The sequence below is a fragment of the Candidatus Atelocyanobacterium thalassa isolate ALOHA genome (assembly GCF_000025125.1).
Lineage (GTDB): Bacteria > Cyanobacteriota > Cyanobacteriia > Cyanobacteriales > Microcystaceae > Atelocyanobacterium > Atelocyanobacterium thalassae.
Window position 1 is genome coordinate 1,253,069 of sequence record NC_013771.1, and the last position, 16,125, is coordinate 1,269,193.

General features: G+C 29.5%; 12 protein-coding genes, 1 tRNA gene and 1 pseudogene. 6 read left to right on the top strand and 8 right to left on the bottom strand.

Features of this window, described 5'->3' with window-relative positions; translation table 11 throughout:
* Positions 1–64: 64 nt before the first annotated feature.
* From UCYN_RS05230 to UCYN_RS05240, 4 genes are all read left to right on the top strand, one after another.
* Positions 65–1,195: a CO2 hydration protein gene (locus UCYN_RS05230; protein ID WP_012954470.1), complete on the top strand. Its 1,131-nt coding sequence runs from the start codon at positions 65–67 to the stop codon at positions 1,193–1,195.
* 188 nt (positions 1,196–1,383) lie between these two features.
* Positions 1,384–1,638, top strand: a complete 255-nt coding sequence (ndhL, locus tag UCYN_RS06150; RefSeq protein ID WP_071813735.1) for an NAD(P)H-quinone oxidoreductase subunit L — start codon at positions 1,384–1,386, stop codon at positions 1,636–1,638.
* Positions 1,639–1,668: 30 nt separating this feature from the next.
* A complete protein-coding gene (locus UCYN_RS05235; RefSeq protein ID WP_012954472.1) occupies positions 1,669–1,956 on the top strand; it encodes a DUF3007 family protein in 288 nt (95 codons plus the stop codon).
* A gap of 458 nt (positions 1,957–2,414) precedes the next feature.
* Entirely contained in the window at positions 2,415–3,371 is a 957-nt protein-coding gene (locus tag UCYN_RS05240) for a DnaJ C-terminal domain-containing protein (protein ID WP_012954473.1), read from the top strand.
* Positions 3,372–3,492: 121 nt separating this feature from the next.
* Here UCYN_RS05240 and UCYN_RS05245 read toward each other — a convergent pair.
* The 5 genes from UCYN_RS05245 to UCYN_RS05265 all read right to left on the bottom strand — a co-directional run bounded on the left by UCYN_RS05245 (position 3,493) and on the right by UCYN_RS05265 (position 8,828).
* Positions 3,493–3,566: transfer RNA gene (locus UCYN_RS05245), tRNA-Met, on the bottom strand.
* A 47-nt stretch (positions 3,567–3,613) separates the two neighbouring features.
* Positions 3,614–4,567, bottom strand: a complete 954-nt coding sequence (locus UCYN_RS05250) for an asparaginase (protein WP_012954474.1) — start codon at positions 4,565–4,567, stop codon at positions 3,614–3,616.
* Between the two features lie 205 nt (positions 4,568–4,772).
* A complete protein-coding gene (locus UCYN_RS05255) occupies positions 4,773–5,273 on the bottom strand; it encodes a CGLD27 family protein (protein WP_012954475.1) in 501 nt (166 codons plus the stop codon).
* Positions 5,270–5,656 carry a ribosome silencing factor gene (gene rsfS / locus UCYN_RS05260; RefSeq protein WP_012954476.1) on the bottom strand — a complete coding sequence of 129 codons (387 nt, stop codon included), beginning with the start codon at positions 5,654–5,656 and terminating at the stop codon, positions 5,270–5,272. Before rsfS ends, UCYN_RS05255 begins: the two co-directional genes overlap by 4 nt.
* Positions 5,657–5,798: 142 nt before the next feature.
* Positions 5,799–8,828 (bottom strand): plasmid replication protein, CyRepA1 family, encoded by a 3,030-nt coding sequence (locus UCYN_RS05265; RefSeq protein ID WP_012954477.1) that lies wholly within the window; start codon positions 8,826–8,828, stop codon positions 5,799–5,801.
* 644 nt (positions 8,829–9,472) lie between these two features.
* Here UCYN_RS05265 and aroF point away from each other — a divergent pair.
* Together aroF and sppA are read left to right on the top strand one after the other, a co-directional pair.
* Positions 9,473–10,442 (top strand): annotated as a pseudogene (gene aroF / locus UCYN_RS05270) (3-deoxy-7-phosphoheptulonate synthase); the annotation flags it as partial.
* Between the two features lie 77 nt (positions 10,443–10,519).
* A complete protein-coding gene (gene sppA, locus UCYN_RS05275) occupies positions 10,520–11,338 on the top strand; it encodes a signal peptide peptidase SppA (protein ID WP_012954480.1) in 819 nt (272 codons plus the stop codon).
* A gap of 795 nt (positions 11,339–12,133) precedes the next feature.
* On the opposite strand, the gene UCYN_RS05280 is transcribed toward sppA, so the two are convergent.
* The 3 genes from UCYN_RS05280 to UCYN_RS05290 all read right to left on the bottom strand — a co-directional run bounded on the left by UCYN_RS05280 (position 12,134) and on the right by UCYN_RS05290 (position 15,927).
* Complete coding sequence (locus tag UCYN_RS05280) at positions 12,134–12,664, bottom strand: cell division protein SepF (protein ID WP_012954481.1); 531 nt, start codon at positions 12,662–12,664, stop codon at positions 12,134–12,136.
* Positions 12,665–13,104: 440 nt separating this feature from the next.
* Positions 13,105–14,754, bottom strand: coding sequence for an ABC1 kinase family protein (locus tag UCYN_RS05285; protein ID WP_012954482.1), 1,650 nt, complete (start codon positions 14,752–14,754; stop codon positions 13,105–13,107).
* A gap of 111 nt (positions 14,755–14,865) precedes the next feature.
* A complete protein-coding gene (locus UCYN_RS05290; RefSeq protein ID WP_012954483.1) occupies positions 14,866–15,927 on the bottom strand; it encodes a mannose-1-phosphate guanylyltransferase in 1,062 nt (353 codons plus the stop codon).
* Between the last annotated feature and the right edge of the window lie 198 nt (positions 15,928–16,125).

Genomic DNA, 16,125 nt, shown 5'->3' on the forward strand with positions numbered 1-16,125 from the left:
CCATAGTATATAGACTGAAAAAAGACTATAATCCTTATGCAGAAAAAATATATTAAGCTACAAAATGGTTAATGAAAATATAGATTATTCTTATCATCCTTTGGCAGAATATATTTGTCGCTTAGAAAACAACGATACACTTCTTGATGACTCGCCATTAAATGTCGTTGAAGTTGTCGGTATATTAAAAAGCTATGGAATCGTCTTAGAATCATATTCTCAGAACCTGGACTATATCGCAAGTTATCAGTTTCTAAATTTTTTTCCACTCTTCAAATATTTTAATGGAGAAATATCTATTAAAAAAATAGTTAAACACTTAAAGCACCAACGCATTAATTATGAGTATGCGGAATACTGCGTCAGGACGATGATGTGGCATGGTGGAGGGGATTTAGATGTTTATCTAGATAGCGAAGAATTTATAGAAAATGTAAATTCTTTAATTTCAACTAAATTTAAATATAATTTATTAGTTCAAGTTCTTCATAAAGTTTTTCCTGAATTTTTAATAGAACAAATGAGAATGATGGCTTATTACAAATGTTTAGGTCAATTCTGGAAAGAGATGTCTCATATTTTTTTATGTCTTTCTGATAGTTATGATAATCATAAAATTAAATCTATTCCTAGCATTGTTGAATATATTTTAGATAGCTTAAAGAAAAAGGTAGATGAACCTATTTGTTATGAAGTTAAGGAAAAAGAGCAAAAATTCAACATCATACCGAAAGTAGCTTGTCTAAGTTTATTTAATGATGTTGTCGTTCCTTATGCAGAGTCTATTTTTTTTCGGGGCACACCATTTCCAGGGCTTATTTCTTATAATGCACAATCACATCAAATTCCTTCGGAAAAATTCTCTTTTACATATGGAATATTATATGCTGATCCTCTCCCGATAGGTGGAGCAGGGGTTCCTCCAACTTTATTAATGAAAGATCTCAATCACTATATTCCTGATTATTTATATAATATTTACTCCCAAACAATTCGCCAAGAGGATGATCTGTTGGTACAAATTTGTAAAAGTTTTCAAAAATCTATGTTTTGTGTAACAACGGCTGTTATCAAAGGCTTGGCACCATACCCTCTAAATACAACAAATGTTGAAGAACAAAAGGAAAATCGAATTTACTTGAAGAAATGGATGGATCGTTTCCAATGTTCACAAATTTCAACTATTAATAGTTAATAAAATAATTATTTTGTATTTAACTTAGGATAAAAAGTTATTTTAATAAAATTTTCTTATATATGATCAAGAACTACATGTTTTTACAAAGAATCTAGTGCATAGCAAAAAATATTTAAACTTAAGGCTTTATTATTTGAAACAAAACATTTAATATGGAAGATGAGGTAATCATAAATTTAATTATTATGAACATTGCAGATATTTTTACTGTGTTTTCTTGGGATACGCTTTTAGCAGCGTTAACTTACTTGGTTATAAGTGTTTCATATTTGTTAATAGTCCCAGGTTTAATTTATATATATCTTAAGAGTCGCTGGTATGTAGCAAGCTCTATCGAAAGAACTTTCATGTATTCTTTAATGTTTTTCTTCTTTCCAGGCGTACTTCTCCTAAGCCCCTTTTTAAATTTTCGCCCCAAGCGTCGCCAATTAAATATATAGGTTTAAAAATACATATAGTTTTAAATTATTATGAAACGAATTGATGTAATTGTAATTACCTTGTGTGCTTTTATTGGAGGCGGTGTTATCTACCTTGCTTTCAGGTTAATTGGTCTTGACAATTTATCTGCTGGAATATGGAGTCAACTGCTGCTGGTACTTGGTTTAATAGGTTGGACATCAACTTATTTATTTAGGGTAGCTAATAAAAAAATGACTTATAATCAACAACTAAAAAATTATGAAGATGCTGTCCTTCAAAAATACATTGAAGAGATGACTCCTGAAGAACTTGAAAAATTAGAAAGAGAAATTTAAAATAAGTAACTTTTTTAAAGGGTTAGAAAATTAATACATCTAATCTTTCGCGAAAAATTAAGTTACCGCACAAATTCTACTACTATATTTTTGAATAATAAAGATATGATTTTACTATCAATAGCACTTCTATAAAAAGAAATATTGAAAGTTTTATATGTTTAAGTACAGGATCTTAAGTTTTTATCATATCTTTTCCTCGGTAAAATAGGCTTATAAAGGTTTCAGAAATTATAAAAGGTTTTTAAATTGTATTTAGAAAATTTTTTTTTATAAAGATATAATTCTATTTCTTAAGTAATTATCATAGTCATCAAAAATATATAACAATACATATGCTTTAGAATTATCAATAATATTTTTCAATTAATTAAATATCAATTAGTGAAGGAATTATCATTTAACAACTATTAAGTTTTACTATTAAAACGAAATGCATAATAACACTTTAAGAATAAATGAATTATAAAAACTATTACACAATTCTCGGCATCAGTGAAAATGCAGATGAGAATGAAATTAAAAAAGCTTTTCGAAAACTTGCTGTGAAATATCATCCTGACAGAAATCCTGATGATAAAAAAGCAGAAGAATATTTTAAAAAAGTTAGTGAAGCTTATGAAGTCTTATCCGATCCTGATAAACGAAAAGAAAATGACAAATTAAAACAATCTTACAAAAGCTATACTAATAACCAAAATAATACTAACAATAATAAAAAATACACTAGTACAAATAATTTTGATTTAAGTAAATATAAAAATTTTGAAGAATTTATCAGCGATTTATTTGATTATTCTTCAAGTAATCAAAATTCTAAAACTAAAGTTCATTATAATAAAACACAATCTTCAGAGAATATTGACTACCAATCCACTTCATCTGAGCAAGAAACAACACTATATCTCACTTATTCAGAAGGTTTTCATGGCACACAGAAACGACTGAATTTAGGCAATAAAATTATTAGTGTTCGTATTCCTTCAGGCGCTAAAGATGGTAGTCGTATTAAGATTAAAAGAAAAAATACGAAAAATCTTCATCGTGAATACGACGAAAATTTTTATCTTAATATTCAACTAACTCCTCATTCTTTCTTTAGTTTTGAATCAGATAGTCTTGCTTGTGAAATACCTATTACTTTTGATGAGGCTGTTTTAGGTACAACTATAGATGTACCAACGCCAGATGGTATGGTTGCGGTAAAAATTCCTGCTGGTATTCAAAATGGTACACTCTTAAGACTTAGAGGTAAGGGCTGGATTAATCCTCAAAACAAGAGAGGAGATCAATTAATAAGAATAAAAATTGATACTCCCCAGAAAATTAATAATATGGAAAAAGAATATTACAAAAAAATTTTTAACAGTAGAGATTATAATCCCAGAATTAATATACAAAATATTAAATTATAGATATATATCAGGATATATTTTAATTCTTTGTTTTGTAGTTAATTAGAAAAACTTTAAACTCAGTAATTTATTTATGAGTGATCCGTTTAAAGGAAAGAGTATTTATTTAGTATTCTATCTATGGCGGGAGGCGGATTTGAACCACCGACCTTCGGGTTATGAGCCCGACGAGCTACCAGACTGCTCTATCCCGCTGTGCATTACTTATAATAACATAACGTTGGTCAAATAGCAATTTTTTATCAAACCATAGTTAATTCTCCGATAACTTCTAAACGTTTATGTTTAGTTAAAATAGTAAATGTTTCCGATAATATCTCAGCTACAGCTGGACTAATCCATCCCATTTGCCGTAATAAATGAATAGCAACTGTATGTTTAGCTCTTTTAGATCCGTCAATTACTTTAATAGCCAGACCCATTCCTTGGCCTACTTGCCCAACACATTGAATACCCTCTGCACCAGTTTTACTAACTAATTGTCCTTTTGTTAGATGCATTAATTCTGTATCAAAACTTCCAGATCCGGCTATTATGTCAGGGTAATATGTCATAGCTCTGAGAACCCTCTCTAAATCAAGATGATTACCTGAAGCTAGTTGAGCATATAAATGAGCCATTTGTGATAGTTTCATGGAATAAGTAGGAACTCCACAGTCATCATGAGCACCAATTAATTCTTCTCCTGGTATTTTTAGTAGTTCTCCTATTTTTTTTAATATTAATTGCTGTATGGAAGATGTTCGTTTTAAATAAGTATTAAGTGGCCAATTTCTTTGTTTGCAAACAGCTAGCATCGCTGCATGTTTTCCTGAACAGTTATGATATAAGGGGCTGTTATATTCTTTAGGTACTGGACATTGTAAAGAACTAGGATCAATATCTGTTTGCCATAATATATTAAATACTTGTCTTACTTGATCAATTCGTCCCTGGTGAGAACTGCAAATAATAGCTAAATCTTTATCGTTTAATTGGTATCGTTCCAATGTACCTGTCCCCATTACTGCTAGAGCTTGAAATGGTTGAAGTGCAGAACGAACAAAAGCTGTGGTTTCTGCATTACCAGCAACTAACAAAGTACGTCCACGATCATCACAAACAGTAGCTTCTGCAGAGTGAGTAGATTCAACTATTCCTTCTCGAAGCAAATTGATTTCTATCTTAGGTGCTGAGTATCTTTTTGCTCTAGTCATGAGAAATTAAATTTATGAAGTAGAGATTATGGTATCTCTTTTAAAGTATTTGAAATAATTGACCAAGAATTATTAATATTTTACATAAATTGATCTTAGAAACTTATATAAAATGATATCTTTAGGGGCTTTTGTTAACGTTTTTTATCGTAAAGGTATGATATTTTAACAAGCAAAATTCCTAAATAACTATTTTTTAAATTGTTTAAAAATAAATCCATACTATAATATGGCTGAACATAACAAAGGTTAATATACTAATTGTATTAGTTAGCCTATTTACTATAGGATTAACTTGATGAGACATTATTAAATGATCACGTATAATCATTTCTGGAGGCTTTATCCAGGTCTGTCCATCATACCATCCTGATTCTTCATAGAAAATTGTTTTCTTTTTAAGACGCCCTTTAATATGATACCAGCCTGAAATTAATTGTAGTAAAAATAAAACTAAGAGTACTCCCGCCCCTATGTCACTGGATACAATAAATGGCAATAAAGATTGATCAGGAGGAAAGCTGGCTGCAGCTAAGGGACTAGAAAGAAGCCATCCAATACTCCATATGATAATAATGTTACGCAAAAATAAACGACTTCCAGAAGTTGCTAGACAGAAAAACCAAGATGTTTTTAATTCTTCATATTCATTAATAGGTTGCTGTTCGGATGGAACAGGACAAACTTTAACAAACTGTCTTTTCATGGCTCAATGGTTCCCAATGGTGAAAATTCTAATCGTTTGGCATTATTCCAAAAAGCTTCTAGATTATAGAACTCTCTTTCCTCAGGTAAAAAAATATGGGCAATTACATCTCCAAAATCCTGTAAAATCCAATTACTGTCTTTTTTACCTTCTGAGTGTCTAGGAGCTTTATCGTATTCTTGATAAACTTTTTCTTGAATTGTTTGAGCTATAGCTTTTAATTGAGTTTTTGAAAAACCAGTTGCTATGACAAAATAGTCAGCTAAATAACATATTTCTGTAACTTCTAAAATAAGAATATTGCTTGCTTTTCTATCCTTAGCCGCCATTGCAATAGTTTTTGCAAGTTCCTGATTTAGATATTTTTTTGTATTTTCAATCACTGTTTAACCACTGAATAATTTTCAATAGTGCTGTTAAAGTTAATCATTTATTGCTTATAGATTATATTGTACAGATTTTTGTAAAAAATAACTAATTGAGCATAAATTAATTTTATAAAGATAAACTACATATTCTCCAAATTTACGTAAAGTTCAAACTTAATTGAATATGATTAAATGACTGTTCTTTTACTTCATGTTGTTGTTTAAACAAATAACATTCTTCAAACCACCATTCAGAATTGCCAGAAAGTTTTTGGTCTTTCAAAAGCCATTTTTCAAAAACTGCTTCTCTATTATCATTAGGAGGAACTACTTGATAAATACGAAATCTTTTTTTACCAATTTTTTGGCTTCCGCAACTATTAAGGCTGAAACCTATTTTATCTAGTAATTTTCTTATGATTGTAATTGGGCTAGCATTATTAGCAATACCAACTTTCATTATAGATTTAATATCTCGTTTATTACTTATTGCCAAATGAGACATTTTTACTAAATCAGGATCAATATTAATTATTTTTCTATTTATGTCATTCAATAAAGTATGAATGCCTAAGACTTCCAATATTCCTATAGTTGCTCCTAATTGAGAACTGTTAAAATCAGGCAAGAATATACTTCCTTCTCCTTGTCCTATCATTTTTTGCGCAATCTTAGAATCTCTTTCCGCCAAGTGAATACGACCTTTTGTTAAAAAGTAGTGAATCCTTAATTTTTGATACCACCCATTATTATCTAACATTACCAACTCTGGCGTAACAGGTATGGAGTAAAGTAACTTCAAATTATATTTTCTTAATTTTCTTCGTTCTGTAGCAGTCTTAACCAACGATCTCTTTAAAGTTTTATATTCTTCCTGAGTTAAATCTTCAGCTTGACTAATGTTTTCAGATTCTAACCTATAATTATTTTCTCTAATTTCTTCAATAGTCTCTATTAAACTATTCTTTTCTAAAGAAAAATATAATTTATTATTTTGATATTTTTTAGTTCGAGAGTTTTTATTCTCGTTAGAAAATTCAACCTTATGGTTAGCTTGTTGAATAAAGCTAATAATTGTTTCTCTATACGTAATCATTTTGGCATTCATACGTACTGCCATCTTCCCCCAAGATAGTAAAGATTCTCCTTGAAAACCTATATCTAAATCTTCTAAAGACTCTAAATCAGATTGTTGTAAAAATCTGATATTTAAGTTCGTTAGACGATGACCTGAAGTTAACAATCCTGGAATTGAAACTGAGCCATTACCCACCCTATTAAAACCATAGGATGCTAACCAGAGATAGCGAGGGATATTTTCTCTTACCCTTCCTAGTGATTGAATAACAGATGTAGGATTTTGAATACCTTGAGCTAGACACCAAACAGAGCTGAAATGTCCTTTTACATCAATACTAATTCCTGTCTCAAGAACAGGACTAGTAATAACAACATCATATTTGGTTAATATTGAATCTAAATGATCAATACATTTATAAGCACTATGATTTGGATCTATTAGAGACTCAGAATCGATACGAAGAATTTTGGCTTCAGGAAATTGTTGTTGTAGATATAATTCTAAAGTTTGTGTGCCCCATTTGCTAGTTAATTTCTGAGCTGATAGACAAATATAAGGTTTGCCGCCTTTTTGAATATGTTCTACTAAATCTTTTAAAAACTTCTTAGGAGTATTTTCTATATAGTTGTAAGCTTTCCATGTACTTGAAGATTTAGGTATCCAGTTATTTCTAACTATGTAAGGTTTTATAGGATATCCAGATAAAGTAATTAGATACTCTACTGAAATATTGCTTAAATCTGCGTCTGCAACGAATAGCCTACCTTTCCCATTCATAACTGACTGCATTAAACTCTTTAAGCATCTTAGAATGGAGACTCGATTATTAGAACAAGTATCAGAATTAAGACCATGCCAAAGTACTTGTTCAACCTCATCAATAATAATTAATGCATCTTGCCAATCATTTGGATTAAAATTTGCCTGTGATTTCTCGTGCAGAGAATCAATACAAAGACCATATCCATAATGTCTTTTTGAATTATCTTGGTATTCCGTAATATATGATAGTCCAAAGCGTTGACAAAGCTGTTGAACTAATTTGATACGATGCCCAATGACTAAAATTTTTTGTTTTTTTGCAATTGCTTTCTGAACAATTTTAGATAAGAATTTAGTTTTTCCGGTACCAATACCAGATTTTATAGCAACTAGTTTTTCCGTTTCCGGTATAGATAAGTTAGGAATGTAAGGAGTATTAATTTCTAGATTGGAATCAAGAGTTAAATGGTTTAGTTCCTTTGCTTTCCAAGTTTCAATAGGAAGAGCCTTGTTGTAACACTCATTAAAAGAATCATTACCAGAATTTAATAAAAAATCATCTACTCCTTTTCCATATTTCAAATCCCAGGTAATTACTTTAACCTGGCATTTTAAAGAATTCATTAAAAATCCTAATTTTTTAATTGCTTTATTAACCGCCTTTACAGTATTAGGTTTGTTATCTTGATCAAAGACTATATAAATATTTCTTCCTCTTGCAACTAGTTTATGTAATTGAGGAATTAAGTAAGATTTTCCAATACGATTACCAATCTCATCTTTTGGCGTCCGATAACCATTATTAATACCAGGAAGGGCAACAGCTACATAGCCTGTAGTTAGTAACGCACCTGCTTTTTTTGCCCCTTCTGTTATGCAAAGTGGAATAGACTTATTGTCAATTACCCATTGCCAAAAGCCAAAGTCTGATTGAGATTTATCAACCATTTCTAATCTAAATTCGATGTTATATCTTTCAGCTATTCTTCGCCATAAATGTAGTGGTACTCTTAAAGCAAAAATACCTGTTGGTGTTTTTGGAGGATGTTCATATCTAATTATTCTATTTTTATCATGATTAAAGCGTGGCTTATCTGGTTTAAAGCATCCCCAAAGATCGCTTGATCCTGTCATAACATCAATACCAGAACACCACCATCCCCCTTCTTCTACATGTTCATAACGCTTTAAGATAGAGTTGCTAAGCCTACCGTTATTTCTTCTGGTAAGTTCATCAGAATATAGTAAATATTCTGACGAAGAGGTTCCTTTTAAAGTTTTTACATTTAATTCAATCAATTGCCTATCAACGCAACTGTTCAACCATTCTTGTTCATGTCCCACGCTTTTGTCTCCACTTTTAATGCTACAAAAAGCATTATCTATAGTGTCAGGATCTAGATCCTAAGGAAAAAAAACTAAATATGGAAGATACAAATAAACTACTATGCTAAAAGAATAATTTAAACAGTTTAAACATAAGTTAAACTTATATTTAAATTTATAGTTTTGAATTATGCGAACTCAGATTAAAATAGTAAATATGTAAATATAGTTTTTTATTAGAATTCTTCTAACAGAATCATGCAAAATTACTTTTCTAACATAAAACTAAAAATAGTAAGGTTAATAGATTTACGATCTAAAGAAAATTTGTACAGTATATTCTTTAATATTTGTATAGATAAAACTGATATATTGATATCTACATACTGATCTTATGCTTAAATTCAAAAATTTCTAAATATTTTTGAATTACTTAATCTTTCTTTGAAGATACAGAGTCATGTTATCTTAAAATTATTTACGTAATTACAAACTTCTAATAATAGAAAATAAAATTAACCTTTAAAATTAATGGCAAAGTATTGATAAAATTTTAAAAAATATTTAGAAATTGATTTTAAAGGCGGTCTTTAATGATCATAGTTATATAAAAAACTCTCCAATTGATGAGATTGAAAGTGTTAATACAGGAAATTTAAAATTGGAGATTAAATCTCAAAAAGATCATTAGTAAATATAAAACTATTATTTGGATTAATAAAAGAGAGCTTTTCTTTTTATCCTTTGATAGCTCAAGAACTTAACCTATGGATTGAAAGTGTTTTGTTAATAGAATATCCATTTAAGCGCGCAAGTCTGGAATATTTAGGTGGCGAATATAGTGAAATTATTGTAAGCACTCCTAATGGAATCGTTCCAATTGGTAAAAATCATCCGACAGTAGTCGTGGCAGGTCCTTGCTCAGTTGAGAATAAGACTATGATTGTTGAAACTGCAAAACAAATTAAAGCATCAGGGGCTAAATTTTTGAGAGGTGGTGCTTACAAACCTCGTACTTCTCCATATGCTTTTCAAGGTTATGGAGAAAGTGCTTTAGAGTTACTATCTATTGCTAAACAAGAAACTGGTTTAGGTATCATAACAGAAGTGATGGATGCTGGTGATTTAGATAAGATTAAAGAGGTCGCTGATATTATTCAAATAGGAGCTCGAAATATGCAAAATTTTTCTTTACTTAGAAAGGTTGGCTCTCAAGATAAGCCTATTCTTCTAAAACGGGGAATAGCAGCTACTATTAATGAATGGCTAATGGCTGCTGAATATATCTTGGCAGCTGGAAATCCAAATGTCATTCTTTGCGAAAGAGGCATTAGAACATTTGATACTAAATATACTCGTAATACTTTAGATTTGTCCGTAATACCAGTTTTACGCTCATTAACTCATTTACCAATAATGGTTGATCCTAGTCATGGAACTGGAAAGGCAGACTATGTACCTGCAATGGCTACTGCAGCAGTAGCAGCAGGTACAGATTCCTTAATGATTGAGGTACATCCCAATCCGGCAAAAGCTCTGTCAGATGGAATTCAATCGTTAACTCCAGTTAAATTTAATAATCTTATGCACAAAATATTCGTTATTGACCAAACAATTCATAAACTGGCATGAAAAAATACTTTTTAAATAATTTTATGTATCAGTTTTTGCTACAATTTTCTAATCTTGATTACTTTATTATTAACTAAATGATTTGGCCATTTAAAACTAGAACTACTAAACAGATTGCTCGCATTGAAATCAAAGGGGTAATAAATTCTGAAACTCGTAAGTTTTTATTGGAAGCTTTGGAAACAGTTAAAGAAAAAAAATTTCCTGCTTTGTTATTACGTATTGATTCTCCAGGAGGCACAGTTGGCGATTCTCAAGAGATTTATGAAGCTCTTAAAAAATTGCAGAAAAAAACAAAAATTGTAGCAACTTTTGGCAATATTTCAGCTTCCGGAGGAGTTTATATAAGCATGGGGGCACCATATATAATGGCTAATCCTGGAACTATTACTGGAAGTATTGGAGTTATTTTAAGAGGTAATAACTTTAAAGAATTATTGAATAAAATTGGAGTTTCTTTTCAAGTTGTTAAATCTGGGCCTTATAAAGATATTTTGTCTTTTGATAGACAACTAAGTCCAGAAGAGGAAAAAATTCTTCAAGAGATGATTGATATTAGTTATCAACAATTTATAACAACTATATCTAAGGAACGTAATTTAGATATGGATAAGACAAAAAGTTTTGCTGATGGTCGAATTTTCACAGGGGAACAAGCTTTAAAATTAGGAATGGTAGATCGTTTAGGAAGTGAAGAAGATGCTCGGTGCTGGGCTGCAGAGCTTGTTGGACTAGATCCAGAGAAGACCAAATGTTTTACTATTGAAGAATCAAAACCATTTCTGAATCGTATATTTTCCAAAAATAACAATAAATCAAAGTTTACTTTAATGAATGATCGTATAGAATTTGAATTAAAAACTAGTGGACAACTTTTATGGCTATATCAGCAATAGGATATTAGATTTTAAAAACTCATAGAGATTTTAATTTATACGATCCATAATTCATAATTCTAAAAAACATGGAATTAGAAATATTTAATAGATTAAAGTAGATTTATTGAATACTTTAAAAAATAAATCAAACTATTAGTGTCGCTTTGAATTTTATGTGCCAGTAAGATAATTTAATTTATTCTACTTGCATGATTCAAAGATGATATATTTCAATCTTAATATATAGTAGACAGGATCTAAAGATATTGTAAGTAAAATAAAAGCTTTTACTTACAATAAGATTTCAAGAGACTTTCTGAATTATTACTATAACTTTCATTTTAAATAGTAAATTCTAACTTAAGCAATAATATCAGTAGGTTTTTATAAGTTTACTGATATTTTATTGAAGTATAGTGATTTTTTATATTGTCTAAGAAATTACATTAATAACCAGAATATTATTAATTCAATTGCGGTTTTAAATATAAATTAATAAAAAAGAGAAGATTTACGTTTTTGAAAGTGGTTAATTAATTATTATTTAAAACTATTTACACATTAAAATACATACTTTACTTAATCTATAGACTTGATTATATATTTATATTCAGGCTTGGTATTTGAATTCTTATTATTTTGTAGAATTTAAACTAATACTTATTAGAGTTGTTATGGTTTTTTATTTAACGAATAAATTACTTGAAACATTAAATATTATTTATTACATGTAATCATGTTATTTTAACAGTTGAAAACTAACTTTTAAAAAATAAAGATTAACAACTAAATTAGAAGATTAGTAATATTCAATCAAGAGTTAGAACTAGAAGATAAAACATTTGCAACTTCTACTTCATTATTTATATCATCAGCAAAATTACTAACTTTAAAACAATTAGGTGTAAACAAGAAAATACTTTCACCAATACGCTCTTGATATCCTTCAATAGCGTACGTTCCTCCAGCAACAAAATCTACAGCTCTTTGTCCTTCTTCTGATTCCATTGAATTTAAATTAAGAACAACAGATTTCTGTTCTCGTAAAACTTCTATAACTTTAGGCATTTCATCAAATGATTTAGGCTCAACTACAACCACTTCTGCAATATTGCTGATTCTAGACATTGCAACAACATTATCTTGATGATTTTTAAAATTCTTTTTAGTGGCAATACGAGATTCCTTTGATTTTAACCAAGGATGTACTTCATTGTCACTGGAAATATTTTTTTTATTTGATTCTTTTAACTCAAGATTAGAATTTTCATTAACTTCCATGTAATCGGAATCATCATCAAAACATTCTGCCATAGACCAACGTTTTAATCTTTCTAAAATCATTGTATATCTCACTAGTTTGCAAGTATTTACGGAAAAGTGATTAAACACCAAAACGCTATTTAGTATCTTCTAAATTCGAAGAAAAATTCTTTTAACTTCTAGAACTTTTATACAATATTCTAAAATTTCTTTTCAATCTAGAATAAAGAACTATAGATTATGGTATCTAAAAGATCTTTTATGATTGTCGTCATGATACTCTAATATGTTCCCGTTATATTTCAAGAAACATACTTGATTTTTTATAAAGGTTAATTTTTTCTTTTAAAAATTTATCAACTTTTTACTTATCACATATCCAAGTAAATAAATATGATGCAATAATTTACGGATTTCTTTTACTTTTACTCCCTAATTAAAATTAAATCTATACTGAAAATAAGAATTTAAATATAGTAAATCATTAAATTTTTTAATTATTAGAAAGTATTTATTTATGTTTATCTTAGTCTTCCTGAACGTAGAATACTAATAATTAGCCATACTCCTAATATACTTGCTGAAGTAAATAAAACACTGCTTATTATAGATAATTGCTGAGTTGAAGAACCAACAGAAATGATTGCGGCTCCCATTATTAAAGATCCTAAAACTATACTAAATGAAAGTCTATTTGCTGAAGCATCAATACTACGTCTCAAAGGTTCTAATTCTCTTAATTTTATATTCCAGTTAAAAGTCTCTGAGGATAATCGATCTAATAAAGTTTCTATTCTTCGAGGAGTCTTCAAGGAAATAGATTTCAAATCTAGGATTGTTCTTAGTCCCGTTTGTAGAGGTTTATCTCCCACGAGTTGACGATAAAATAAACTAGTCATTAATGGGTTTATTTCATCAAAAAGATTGAAAGATGGGTTAAACTGTCTTGCTGTACCTTCTAGATTCCCTAAACATTTTGCGTATAATCCTAAATTTCCTGGAATTGTTAATTTATTTTTGCGTGCAATTTGTAATATTTCATATACAACTTCGCTTAGATTAAATTGAGAAAGATTTAAATTATAGTATTTCTTTAATATTTTTTTATAATCATTTTGTAACTTTAGCAGATTATCTACTTTATCTGATTCTGATAGCTTAAATGTTAATTGAGCACATCCTTGAGCATCTAAATCAAAAATTGCTAATAATAATTCTATTAATATTTTTTGTGTTTGTGGATCAATTTTACCTACCATTCCACAATCAATAATAGCTATCCTACCGTCATTTAAATAAAATAAATTACCAGGATGAGGATCTGCATGGAAGAATCCATCAACATAAATTTGTTGAAAGAAAGCCCTAAACAGTAAGGTTGTAATCTCTTTTCGTTTTTCCTTAGCAGATTTAATAGCTTTAGGAATATTTAAATCAGCTTCTAAAATTGGTTTTCCATATAACCATTCTAAAACTAAGATTTTTTCTGTCGTTATTTCCCAATATACTCTGGGTATTAGTATATTATGAGCATCAAACCAGAGGCTTGAAGATAAATTATTGCGAATAGTATCTGTATAGCTTGCTTCTTTTGTAAAATCTAATTCAGATTTAATAGCTTCACAAAATTCATCAGCAAGCTGTACGATATCATAATTTCTCCCAAATTCTGTGAGTGAGACTAATTCGGCAATTCCTTTGATTAAATTGATATCTTGTTGTACTATCTTGTCAATATTCGGACGTTGAACTTTAATAGCCACTTCTTCTCCATTAAGAAGAATTCCACGATGAATTTGTCCAATAGAACCAGCTGCAATGGGTTTCTTCTCAATATTACTAAATATAGCTTTTATAGGTTTTGATAATTGCTCATTTAAAAGAGCTTCAATTTCGCTCCAAGGAACTGAAGAAACATTAGACTGCAAAGCAGTTAGAGCTTTAATATAACTAGGAGAGAGAATATCAGGACGTGTACTTAAAAGCTGTCCTAATTTCACATAAAAAGGACCTAGTTCTATTAATATATTTCTCAAAACCTCTGGGGTGGGAATTTGAGGGTTTTCTGTTTTACCAGCTGTTAATAATCCTCTCATATATTCCCAGCCGTTGCTAAGTAAGACTTCAAGAATCTCTCGTTGACGAGCACTAGTTTGAGTCAAAGAAAACATAAAAAATTTATATGACTTTTTATAAAAATGGAAAATTAAGTATGAAGAATCTATATTGACTTGGTCAAAATGTCGCTTAATTTAGTTTGCTAAAAAATAATATTGAAATATCTACAGAAATTTTTTAAATTCAGGATAGTTTGCTATATTTTTTAATATTTGTTTAATGTCTTGAGTACGGCTCTTATCAACTACAAGAGTAACATTGTTATCACGGACAATAACTAAATTTTTTAAGCCAATAGTAGCGATAAGCTCATTCTTATCACTTGCATAAATAATAGAACCCTTTGTATCGATGCCTATATGTTTACAATGTTCGATGTTAGCTTTTGCTTCATTAGTTAATCTTTCTAAAGAGTTCCAATCTCCCAAGTCATCCCAACCAAAATTAGCATTCAATACATAGGTAAACTTAGTTTTCTCCATTAGAGCATAATCGATACTAATTTTTTCTAAATCTTTATAAGCTTCTTTACCTTTCTTTCGAAGAAAATTTAATAGCTGAGGAGTGTATCTTTCTAATTCTTGCAACATAATATCTGCACGAAAGATAAGTATCCCACTATTCCAACTGAATTTACCATTTGCGATCAATAACTCTGCGGTTTCTTGATCAGGTTTTTCCACAAAACGATTAACCTGATATGCAGGAAGATTGCCAGCATAATTGATTGGTTCTCCTTGTTCAATATATCCATAACCTGTAGAAGGGTATGTTGGCTGAACTCCCAAAGTAATTATGGCATTTCCTGGAGAGGCTAATTGAAAAGCAGAATTTAAAGTAACTAAAAAATCTTCTTCACTTTTTATCCAATGATCTGCAGGAAAAAAGCCTATAATTACATCACTTCCATAACGTTTAACAATTTCTAATATTGCCCATGCTACTGCAGGAGCAGTATCTTTTCCTTCGGGTTCAATTAGCAAATTAGAATCCATCATATATGGTAGATGTTTCTTAACATCCTTAACAATAGAATCAGTAGTAACAACCCAAAGGTTATTCCAGTTTTTAGCTATTGGTAATAAGCGGTTAGCTGTAGACTGTAGTAAACTATCTCCACTATCGTCCAAAGATAAAAATTGTTTAGGACGTTGACGGCGAGAAAGAGGCCAAAATCGTTCGCCTTTTCCACCAGCAAGAATTACAGGTATAAAAGATTGGGGCATTTTATCTGCATTATTCAGTATTTGACATGATTGTATCTCTAAATAACAAATTAGTTTAACTTTTAATTAAGAAGTCATAATATTGAATCTTGATAAAAAATATTTAAGAAGTGATTTAAAACAAATATCATATAATATTTTAAATATTTTATATCTATTATTTTAATAGCACATATAAGTAAATTTATATTACCGTTA

What these genes read in the sequence shown, in the direction of transcription:
- UCYN_RS05230 (WP_012954470.1), top strand. Translation starts at nt 65, where the DNA reads ATGGTTAATGAAAATATAGATTATTCTTATCATCCTTTGGCAGAATAT.
- ndhL (WP_071813735.1), top strand. Translation starts at nt 1,384, where the DNA reads ATGAACATTGCAGATATTTTTACTGTGTTTTCTTGGGATACGCTTTTA.
- UCYN_RS05235 (WP_012954472.1), top strand. Translation starts at nt 1,669, where the DNA reads ATGAAACGAATTGATGTAATTGTAATTACCTTGTGTGCTTTTATTGGA.
- UCYN_RS05240 (WP_012954473.1), top strand. Translation starts at nt 2,415, where the DNA reads ATGAATTATAAAAACTATTACACAATTCTCGGCATCAGTGAAAATGCA.
- UCYN_RS05250 (WP_012954474.1), bottom strand. Translation starts at nt 4,567, where the DNA reads ATGACTAGAGCAAAAAGATACTCAGCACCTAAGATAGAAATCAATTTG.
- UCYN_RS05255 (WP_012954475.1), bottom strand. Translation starts at nt 5,273, where the DNA reads ATGAAAAGACAGTTTGTTAAAGTTTGTCCTGTTCCATCCGAACAGCAA.
- sppA (WP_012954480.1), top strand. Translation starts at nt 10,520, where the DNA reads ATGATTTGGCCATTTAAAACTAGAACTACTAAACAGATTGCTCGCATT.
- UCYN_RS05280 (WP_012954481.1), bottom strand. Translation starts at nt 12,664, where the DNA reads ATGATTTTAGAAAGATTAAAACGTTGGTCTATGGCAGAATGTTTTGAT.
- UCYN_RS05285 (WP_012954482.1), bottom strand. Translation starts at nt 14,754, where the DNA reads ATGTTTTCTTTGACTCAAACTAGTGCTCGTCAACGAGAGATTCTTGAA.
- UCYN_RS05290 (WP_012954483.1), bottom strand. Translation starts at nt 15,927, where the DNA reads ATGCCCCAATCTTTTATACCTGTAATTCTTGCTGGTGGAAAAGGCGAA.